This window comes from Flavobacterium sp. (genome assembly GCF_044338735.1).
In the GTDB taxonomy this organism is placed as follows: Bacteria; Bacteroidota; Bacteroidia; order Flavobacteriales; family Flavobacteriaceae; genus Flavobacterium.
This window is the reverse complement of sequence record NZ_JBIIWV010000081.1, coordinates 1-9,539: the sequence shown is the minus strand read 5'-3', so window position 1 is coordinate 9,539 and position 9,539 is coordinate 1. Positions and strand designations below refer to the sequence as shown.

The window sequence follows — 9,539 nt, the reverse complement described above, 5'->3', positions numbered from 1 at the left end:
ACTTAATTATGACAGATGCTGCACCTATTTTAGTCTTGGCCTTATTAGCAATTACTTTTTTACAGTCTGGTTATGATAAAATTAAAGACTGGAAAGGAAACGTTGAATGGCTAAAAAGTCATTTTGCAAATACCGTTTTAGCCAAACAAGTTCCACAAGCATTAATGATTGTACTTCTTTTAGAAATTGTTGCTGGTGTTTTGTGCGTTTCTGGAATCATTCAGCTTTTTGTGCAACAACCCGTTACAAAAGGGTTGGGTTATTATGGTGCAATTATTTCATGTATTACGTTACTTTTTTTACTTTTCGGTCAGCGTTTAGCTAAAGATTATGATGGTGCTCGAACTATTGTGATTTACTTTATTCCTGCGGTTTTAGCGGTGTTTTTATTGAGTTGATTGTTTAAACTCGCTTTATACAATTTTAACTCGTCCCAAGAGAATTTATCCCCGTGAATTTCTTTTAAATCACCTAAACTTTCACCTTTAAAAGCTTTAAAAGCCGCTCTTAAATCAGAAATTTTATCTTCAGGTAAAATGTCTGAAAGTTGCACGATTTCCATTTGAATTAACTTTGCAAAATGGTTGTAAATTGTTTGTGGCGTTAGCTTTCGTTGTTTTGCAATTTCGTAAATAGATAAGTTTTGTTTCCACAATTCCAAGGTGTCTTCGTAGGTAGATTTTTTCGGCTCTTTTGTTTTTTTCTTCTTCGAATCAGTGTAATATGAAACCTCTTCGTCATCTTCCACTAAAGCGGCATGAGAAATTCTAAAACGTTCAGCCACAACTACTAACTTATTTAATTTATAGGTATTCATGTCTTCCGAAATTAAATTTTTCTTCGAAATTTCTTTTCCTTCGACGATGATATTTGTGAGTAATTTTGTCTTTTTAAGTTGTAAAATCGATTTGATTTGAAGTTCTTCTAACACCAATAATTCGTCATAAAAAGCCTTTACTTTTTTGATGCGTTTTACTTCTTCAATCTTTAACAGCAATTCTTCGGCAACGCAATCTAATGTTTTAAAAAAATACTGATAAGCTGCATCGCATCGCTCTTTTACAAAGTTTATGTCGAGATTTTCATCGGAAAAAATAGTATTTAATTGTGACATAAATTTTCCAGATGGTTCTAAAATTTCAGCAATTTTATCATTCTGATTTTTTGCCCAATCGTTATGCTTTGTTTTTGGAGATTTTGGCGCTTCGGCATTAAAACTAAACAAATGATTGCGCCATTCTTGTGCTAACTCTTTGAAATCGAATGCATTAATAAGTGTATTTAACCAAAAAACTTGGGTTTCTTTGGCCAATGAATGTTGTAAGATTTCTTCAGAAGCTTTGTTTTCAGCATAATTGAGCACTTCTGCATCGCTAGAAATTCCGTTCATTTGCAACGGAGAAAGTAAAATTAATCCTTTCAATGAACGTAACCGCGAAAGAGCAACATAGGCTTGTCCGGGCGCAAAAACTTGCGACACATCGAGTGCTGCTTTGTCAAATGTTAGTCCTTGGCTTTTATGCACCGTAATTGCCCAAGCTAATTTAATAGGGTAATGGACAAAAGTTCCGATAACTTCTTCTTCTATTTCTTTTGTATTTTCGTTTACTTTATAGCGAATATTTTGCCATTCGTAGCGTTCTACTTCGATGGTCTTTTTTTCTTCAGGAAAATGAACAAAAATTTCCTTTTCGGTTAACGATTTGATGACGCCCATTTTACCATTGTAATACTGCTTTTCAAAATTCAAATCGTTTTTAACAAACATGACTTGAGCGCCAACTTTTAATTGTAAGTGTTCGTCTAATGGAAATATTTTTTCCGGAAAATCATCCGTAATTTCAGGCAAATAAGTGAACTGTTTCCCTTCTAAATCTTGTAATGACTGAGCGTTTATGGTATCTGCTTTAGCGTTATGCGTTGTAAGTATAATGTATCCTTTATTACTTTTAAGATCAAATTTTGGTTGCACAAATTGATTGAGTAATTGCACATCATTGGAAGTGATTTTATTGAGTCTTAAATTATTTAAAACAGCAATAAATTCGGAATCCGTTTGACGGAAAATCTTATCCAATTCAATATATAATGGTGGATATTGTTGCATAATATGCGAATGGAAAAAGAACATGCCTCGGTAATACTTCTTTAGCATTTCCCACTCTTCATTTTTTACGACGGGTGGCAATTGCAATAAATCGCCAATAAAAAGCACTTGTGTTCCGCCAAAAGGGCGTTCGTTTCTTCGTGCTTTTCGCATCATAAAGTCTATTGCGTCTAATACATCGGCGCGAAGCATTGAAACTTCATCAATAATCAACAATTCCATATTTCGAATTACGGAACGTTTTACATTATTCATCTTAAAATGACGGCCTAACGAATCGCGATTTTCAAATTTTACAGTATCTGAAAAATGCGGAAGTTGCTTATTATCGGGGATAAAAGCAGCAAAAGGCAACTGAAACATGGAATGAATTGTAACACCATTTGCGTTTAAAGCGGCTATCCCGGTGGGCGCAACAACCACTGTATTTTTGTGTGTTGTAGCAATAATTTCTTTAAGAAGTGTGGTTTTTCCAGTTCCTGCTTTACCGGTGAGAAAGATTGATTTATTGGTTTGATTAATAAATCGCAGGGTGTAATGTGCGGCGGCTGATAATGGTTCCATGTGGCGTAAATTTAAAAAACAAATATAGCGAAACCATTAGAAATAAAAAAGTCCTGATTGCTCAGGACTTGATGTTACTTTTTATCTTCTGTTTTTTCCGATTTATTATCAGATGCTTTATAATTGTCATTCAACTCTTTTAAAACATCTTTCGTAATATTATAAGTGTCTTTAGCATATAAAATTGTAGCGGCATCACCTGTTCCATATACATAGTCATACCCTTTCTTTTTTCCGTATTCTTTGATAAAAACTTTTACTTCTTTAATGATTGAATCTCTCAAAACTCCGCCTTCTTGTTGTAATTGTTGTAATAAGGCATCTTGCTCAACACCTAATTGTTGTTCTCTTTGAGAAAGTTCAGCACCTTTTTGTTGTGCCCATTGTGGACCTTTTACTTGAGCGTTTTGACGGAAACTTTGCGCCTCAGCTTGAAAAGCTCTTACTTTAGCTTCTAATGGTCGACCCATTTCTTCAGATTTTACTTTGAATTTATCGTCTTCTGCTTTGAATTTGTCATATTTTTCTAAAATCTCTGCGGTATCAATATAAGCTGTTTTTAAACTTCCTGATTTTCCTTCATTTTTGTTACAAGCAAAAAGGCTTAATGCAACGGCTAAAATTAAAATGGCTTTTTTCATCTTGGTGTAAATAATTATAATTTTTTGTAAATGTAATAATAAGTTGTCAAGTTGCAAATTTGTTCGTTTTTTTATTTTTTAATGCAGTATAAGTAATTCTTATCATGAACTTTAATTATGATAGTTTTGAATTATAAAAAACGGCTTTATTGGAATCGCTTAAAGCGAAAAACTAATTTTCTTAAACCGAATAGTTGTCTTGTTGTTAAAAATCGCTTAAATCGCTTAAAAACGCGAATTATTTGTTTTTTAAGATGTAAATATGCGATGAATATTCATTTTTAAAAATTCCAACAAGATTTGAAATAAAACCTATTAAAAAACCTGAAACAAAATTCATTTTTCCTGATTTGTGCTTTTCAGATAAAAGCGATACATAAAAACTATCAAACCACATTGGTTTTACTTCTATTAAATTAATGTTTTGTTTATCAAATAATTTATCGATAGCGGTTTTTGAAAAATGCCATAAATGTCTTGGCACATCATAAGCCGCCCAATTAGATTTATAATACTTCGCATCATACGATTTAAAATTAGGAACCGCTATAATAATTGTTCCCGAAGGTTTTAGTAATCGTTTTAATTCGGCAACTTGATGTTCTACATCTGGAACGTGTTCTAAAACATGCCACATGGTAATTACATCAAACGAATTGCTTTCTAATTGTTCGATGGTGTCTCCAATTTTTATCCCTTTTCCAACTGCAGTAACTTTTGCTTTTTCATTAGGTTCAATTCCTAAAATATCCCAATTCTGGTTTTTGCACTCTAAAAGAAAATCTCCCGTTCCAGCACCAATATCTAATATTTTTCCTTTCGATGGTTGATGCGAATTAATTAAGTTCACTTTATCACGAATGGCTTTTCTTTTAATAAAATGATACATTTTTTCAAAGAATGTTCGCTTTCCATCGGTATGCGAAATATAATCTTCAAATTCGTAATAGGCACCTAGTTTATCTAAAGTGGGTTGTGGGTGTGTCTTTAAAATTTGGTATTCTTCATTTAACAACAAGGAAAAAGATTCTCCTGAAACTGAAAAATCTTTAACGGTAATAAAACACTTATCTTCTAAAAAATTCATTTATTTTATTTTATGGTACTAGCTTATTTTATTAGGGTTTACAAAGTTGTTTCACGTGAAACATTTGATTGATGATTTAAGAATAATGATTATGGATTTCAGAAATCAAAAATCTTAAATCAGCAATCGACTTTCCATTTATCGACCCATATATATCAACAAAACTGAAACATCGCTTGGCGAAACACCACTAATTCGTGAAGCCTGTGCAATTGTTCTTGGTCGGATTTTGTTTAATTTTTGTTTTGCTTCTATTGAAATTGATTGGATTTTATCAAAATTGAAATTATCTGGGATAATCATGTCTTCCAAACGAGTTAACTTATCGGCGTTGTTTTTTTCCTTTTCTATATAGCCCGAATATTTTACTTGAATTTCGGCTTGTTCAACTACTTCTTGATCTAAATCATGCTCCTCAATGTAGGCTGCAACTTTACTAAATTTTCTAAAATCTTCTAAATCTAATTGCGGACGAGAGAACACTTTAAACATTTTATCAGGTTGGTTCATAGGTGCTGACCCTTTCGCTTCTAAGATTGGATTTGCTTCTTCGGGTTTTAAACTTGTTTCTTTAAAGAAATTTACCATTGCATCTGATTGGGCAAATTTTTGTTCCATTCGAATCAAACGCTCTTCCTTGGCTAAACCTATTTCGAATGCTTTTGGCGTTAATCTATAATCTGCATTATCTTGTCGAAGCAAGGTTCTATATTCTGCACGAGAAGTAAACATTCGGTATGGTTCTTCAGTTCCTTTTGTAATCAAATCATCGATTAAAACTCCGATATAAGCTTCGTCTCTTTTTAATATAAATGGTTCGCGGTTTTGAACTTTTAAGGCCGCATTAATTCCGGCCATTAATCCTTGAGAAGCCGCTTCTTCATAACCTGTAGTTCCGTTAATTTGACCTGCAAAATACAATCCTTCCACTAATTTAGTTTCTAAAGTGTGTTGCAACTGCGTAGGAGGGAAGTAATCATATTCTATGGCGTATCCTGGTCTAAAAAACTTTACATTTTCAAATCCTGCAACCGAACGTAATGCTTTAAATTGAATGTCTTCAGGTAAAGATGTTGAAAACCCGTTGATGTAATATTCGCATGTGGTCCACCCTTCAGGCTCAACAAATAACTGGTGTCTTTCTTTATCAGCAAAGCGATTAATTTTGTCTTCAATTGAAGGGCAATATCTTGGTCCAATACTTTTAATCCTTCCATTAAACATTGGGCTTCTATCGAACCCTTCGCGTAAAATATCGTGCACTTCTAACGATGTATATGACATCCAACATGACCGCTGTGTTTTTAATGGAGCCGTAAGATTTGTATAAGAAAATTTTTCAGGTGATTCGTCTCCAGGTTGCTCAGTCATTTTAGAAAAATCTAACGAACGCCCATCAACACGTGGAGGGGTTCCTGTCTTCATTCTTCCTGATTCAAAACCAAGTTGTACTAAATCTTCAGTTATTCCAAAAGAGGCGCTTTCTCCTGCACGACCTCCGCCAAATTGTTTTTCTCCAATATGAATTAAACCATTAAGAAATGTGCCGTTAGTCAATACTACCGATTTAGCTTTAATCTCCATTCCTAAAGATGTTTTAACACCCGTAATTTTACCATTTTCCGAAAGTAATCCCGCAACCATCTCTTGATAAAAATCAAGATTAGATGTGTTCTCCAACATGCTACGCCATTCATCTGAAAAGCGCATTCTGTCAGATTGAACTCGAGGCGACCACATTGCCGGACCTTTTGACTTATTCAACATTTTAAACTGAATAGCCGTCTTGTCTGAAACAATACCTGAATAACCGCCCAGCGCGTCAATTTCTCTAACAATTTGTCCTTTTGCAATTCCTCCCATAGCAGGATTACAAGACATTTGAGCAATGTTCTGCAAGTTCATTGTTACCAATAGTGTTGAACAACCCATGTTTGCAGCAGCAGCAGCAGCTTCACAACCGGCATGTCCAGCGCCCACAACAATTACATCATATTGATTTAGAAACATTTTATTTTATTTTTTATGTTCCACGTGAAACATATTAAATTATCTTCATTATTTATTGTTCCACGTGAAACATTGCAATTTTTTCATCTTCTTTTGAACGCATTATCGCTTCGTCTGCTGTAGATTTGTCTTTATATCCGCAATAATGCAAAACTCCGTGAGACATAACGCGCTTTAATTCTTCATCAAAAACAACCCTAAAATCCTTCGCGTTGTCGGAAACTCTTTCTGTTGAAATAAAGATATCACCTTGTAATATATTTCCTACAGAATAATCAAAACTAATAATATCGGTTAGGGTGTCGTGATTTAAATATTCAACATTTATTTTATGTAAATATTCGTCATCACAAAATATATAATTGATCTCACCTAATTCGAATCCTTCAGAATCAACAATTCTGAAAATCCAATCTTTATAGATTGATTCGTTGTCAAGGGTAAAATCTGTTTCGTAATTAAAACTAATCATCTTTTTTAAAATAGTTTTGAACTTTCTGATTAAAATTGGGTTGCAAAGGTAAGCTTTGTCTGTTTAATATTTCAACACTATTAATATATTCTTTTAATTCTTTTGATAGAGGAGCGGCAGTATTGTTAAAACTCTTATCATTGGTTTTTGACTGTCGCTTAGTGTCTTCTCCTTGTTGTTGAATGGCTTTCTCAAGCTTTAAAAGTTCGTGTTTTAAATTTAGCATTTTTTGAAGCACTTCGTTTTTAAAACCTTTATTGATTAGCTGCTTTTCAATTTCTTTCATTTGTTGTAACGCATCCATGCCTTGGTTCATCATGCCTTCCTTCTCAAGTGCCTTCTGCAAAGCATCGCGAAGTTGTCTTTGCTCTTTCAATATCTCTAAGACTTTACCCGCATTCCCTTCTGATCCGTTTTCACCTTCTTGATTTCCATCTCCAGAAGCTCCTTTGCCGTCTTTGCCGTCTTTGCCGCTTTTTTGTCCTTCACCGGGCTTATTTCCGGGTTTGTCGCCCGGTTTCATACCGTCCTTCATTTTTTCACCTAACCCTTCTTGCTTCTTGATAATGTCTGGTAATTGCATTCCCGAGCCCTGTCCTTTTCCTGGTTTTGGTTTTCCTTGTCCTTGTCCTTGCATGTCCATATTCATTTGGCTTTGCACGTTACTTAAAAAATCGGCCAAACGATTAGCTGCTGTAAGTGTGTATTGTTGATGTGATGCTCCTTTAGAAATGTTGTTATCGGCTAAAGATTCTAATGTTTTATCTAAATTGTAATGCACATCGCTCAATTCTTTTAAAATGATTTCGGTAATGCGCGGGTTTCTTGAGGAAACAGCAAATAAACTATCATCAACATGTTTAAATTGTTGTTTTAAATCTTGTTGTTTTTTAAGGACTTTATTTAATTCTAAAGAACGTGTTTGCGCTGTGTTTGTGGTTTTAATTAATCGTTCTTGGTCAAAAGAAAAAGCTAATAAATTATCTAATATTTGTCTCAGCAGTTTAGCGTCTTCTTGCATTTGCTCCATTTCGCCCGAATCCATAGCTTGAGCCATTTTTTGACTCATTTCTTTCATTTTAGCTGCTGCCGATTTTTGTTTGGGTTGTGCTTTTTTAGGTTGGTTTTTATTGAGTTCGTCAGCTGCCTTTTGAAGATCTTTTTTAACATCTTCTTGCTCATTCTTGTCGTTTGGGATTTCCATCGGATCTTTTAACTCTTTATTTTCTTGGTCTAAATCTTGCAGTTCTTTTTGAATCTCTTTAAACGCTTGATTGATTTCGTTCTGATTTTGTTCTGTATTTTCTTTTTCACTATCAGCTAATTTTTCTTCCTTATCTGAAAGTTTATCAAGTTTATCAGCTAATTGTTCGGCTTTTTTTTCTACATAAAAACGTTTGGTCAATTCAACCAATTGTTCTAAATTTTGCTGTTGATTTTTTGCGTTTTGCTTTAACTTATCGGCTTTATCAAAAAGCTCTTCCTTTTCTAGTTTTTTGGAAAGCTCTTCTAACTCTTTTAATAGTTTTTCTGTTTTATCGGATTGTTTTTCTGCTGCTTCCAATCTTCTGAGCAATTCTTCTTTCTCTTTATCTTGCTTTTTTGGATTAAATTCTTCTAAATTTTCAGACAGCTTTTTAGTAAATTCTTTCATCATTTCGTCTTGTTGTTTTTGACGCTTAATAAATTCTTCTACCTTTTTCTGATCTTTAAAATCTAAATTTGATTTTTCTTTATTCATTTTTTGCAGTTTGTCTAATTCTGCCATTTGTTTGTCTTGATTGTGCAGCGATTTTTCTAAACTGTTTATGTTTTCGTTTTGCTCTTTAAGTTGTTGATCTTCTTTTTGTTCTTCCGTTTGTTCATAATGATAAAAAACAGCTGATTTTGTGCTTTTAAAATTATTAACTACATCATTATCAAACACTTCAAAGTAATATTCATAATTTAGACCTTTATCAATTACTAATCCGTTTGGAAACGTATAGATAAATTGATCAACCGCTTGTTTTTTTATAGATAAGTTTGCTTTACGAATAGCTTTTGGATTGTCCTTAGGATAAAAAACCACTTGTAATTTTGACAAACCGTGATCGTCCGAAATTTGACCTAAAATCACTTTGGTTTTCAATTTAAGCGAATCAGGTGTGGTTTGAACTGAAATTACAGGAAATTGGTCTTTGATAATAGAAATTTGATAACCTAATTTTTCAAATTCAGTAATTTTTCGATTAGAAGTAATTACCTCATAGTTTAATTGGTCTACAATTTTTCTGGTAATAGAAAACTTATTTGATTTAAGTGCAAACGGACTAATTTGACTACCTGTTTTTAAAAGAATTTTATCCGTTGCAACAGCATTTATTTTCCAATTGATAATAGTTCCTTCAGGTACTAAGGCGTTTCCAGATCCTTGAATTGTTTCTGGTTTTTTTCCTAAATAAGAAGGATAGTTCAAAATCATTTTAAAGTCAGTAATCGTAGGCACGTCAATTACTTTAATTTGATATTCTTTAGAGTTTAATCCATTAGCTTGAAGCGAAAAAACAACATCCTTTGATAATTTTGAAAACGTATATTCAAAAAAACCCGGTTTGGTATTCTGTAGAAAATATTCTTCGGATCCTATTTGAATAACTACATTTTCTGGAATTACTG

The 9,539-nt window shown here is 33.2% G+C and carries 7 protein-coding genes; 1 reads left to right on the top strand and 6 read right to left on the bottom strand.

Translation table 11 applies throughout. The features are described 5' to 3' along the window. Window positions 1-8: 8 nt before the first annotated feature. The gene (locus ACIQZC_RS06625) at window positions 9-398 is read left to right on the top strand and encodes a DoxX family protein (RefSeq protein ID WP_396138449.1); all 390 of its coding nucleotides are present in this window, start codon (window positions 9-11) and stop codon (window positions 396-398) included. Here the strand turns inward: ACIQZC_RS06625 and ACIQZC_RS06620 are convergent. From ACIQZC_RS06620 to ACIQZC_RS06595, 6 genes are all read right to left on the bottom strand, one after another. Continuing rightward, window positions 356-2,671 carry a helix-turn-helix domain-containing protein gene (locus ACIQZC_RS06620; protein ID WP_396138448.1) on the bottom strand — a complete coding sequence of 772 codons (2,316 nt, stop codon included), beginning with the start codon at window positions 2,669-2,671 and terminating at the stop codon, window positions 356-358. The two genes, ACIQZC_RS06625 and ACIQZC_RS06620, sit on opposite strands and share 43 nt — an antisense overlap. A 74-nt stretch (window positions 2,672-2,745) precedes the next feature. Further along, window positions 2,746-3,312 carry an OmpH family outer membrane protein gene (locus tag ACIQZC_RS06615; protein WP_396138447.1) on the bottom strand — a complete coding sequence of 189 codons (567 nt, stop codon included), beginning with the start codon at window positions 3,310-3,312 and terminating at the stop codon, window positions 2,746-2,748. 238 nt (window positions 3,313-3,550) lie between these two features. After that, window positions 3,551-4,399 (bottom strand): class I SAM-dependent methyltransferase, encoded by an 849-nt coding sequence (locus ACIQZC_RS06610; RefSeq protein ID WP_396138446.1) that lies wholly within the window; start codon window positions 4,397-4,399, stop codon window positions 3,551-3,553. A 138-nt stretch (window positions 4,400-4,537) separates the two neighbouring features. Further along, entirely contained in the window at window positions 4,538-6,409 is a 1,872-nt protein-coding gene (gene mnmG, locus ACIQZC_RS06605; RefSeq protein WP_396138445.1) for a tRNA uridine-5-carboxymethylaminomethyl(34) synthesis enzyme MnmG, read from the bottom strand. 52 nt (window positions 6,410-6,461) lie between these two features. Next, a complete protein-coding gene (gene ybeY / locus ACIQZC_RS06600) occupies window positions 6,462-6,881 on the bottom strand; it encodes an rRNA maturation RNase YbeY (RefSeq protein ID WP_396138444.1) in 420 nt (139 codons plus the stop codon). Next, the coding region (locus ACIQZC_RS06595) for a hypothetical protein (RefSeq protein ID WP_396138443.1) at window positions 6,874-9,539 on the bottom strand (2,666 nt) is incomplete at its 5' end. The genes ybeY and ACIQZC_RS06595, both read right to left, overlap by 8 nt.

Excerpts from the sequence above, each read along its gene's own strand:
- ACIQZC_RS06610 (WP_396138446.1), bottom strand. The coding sequence starts at position 4,399 with ATGAATTTTTTAGAAGATAAGTGTTTTATTACCGTTAAAGATTTTTCA.
- ACIQZC_RS06620 (WP_396138448.1), bottom strand. The coding sequence starts at position 2,671 with ATGGAACCATTATCAGCCGCCGCACATTACACCCTGCGATTTATTAAT.
- ACIQZC_RS06615 (WP_396138447.1), bottom strand. The coding sequence starts at position 3,312 with ATGAAAAAAGCCATTTTAATTTTAGCCGTTGCATTAAGCCTTTTTGCT.
- ybeY (WP_396138444.1), bottom strand. The coding sequence starts at position 6,881 with ATGATTAGTTTTAATTACGAAACAGATTTTACCCTTGACAACGAATCA.
- ACIQZC_RS06625 (WP_396138449.1), top strand. The coding sequence starts at position 9 with ATGACAGATGCTGCACCTATTTTAGTCTTGGCCTTATTAGCAATTACT.
- mnmG (WP_396138445.1), bottom strand. The coding sequence starts at position 6,409 with ATGTTTCTAAATCAATATGATGTAATTGTTGTGGGCGCTGGACATGCC.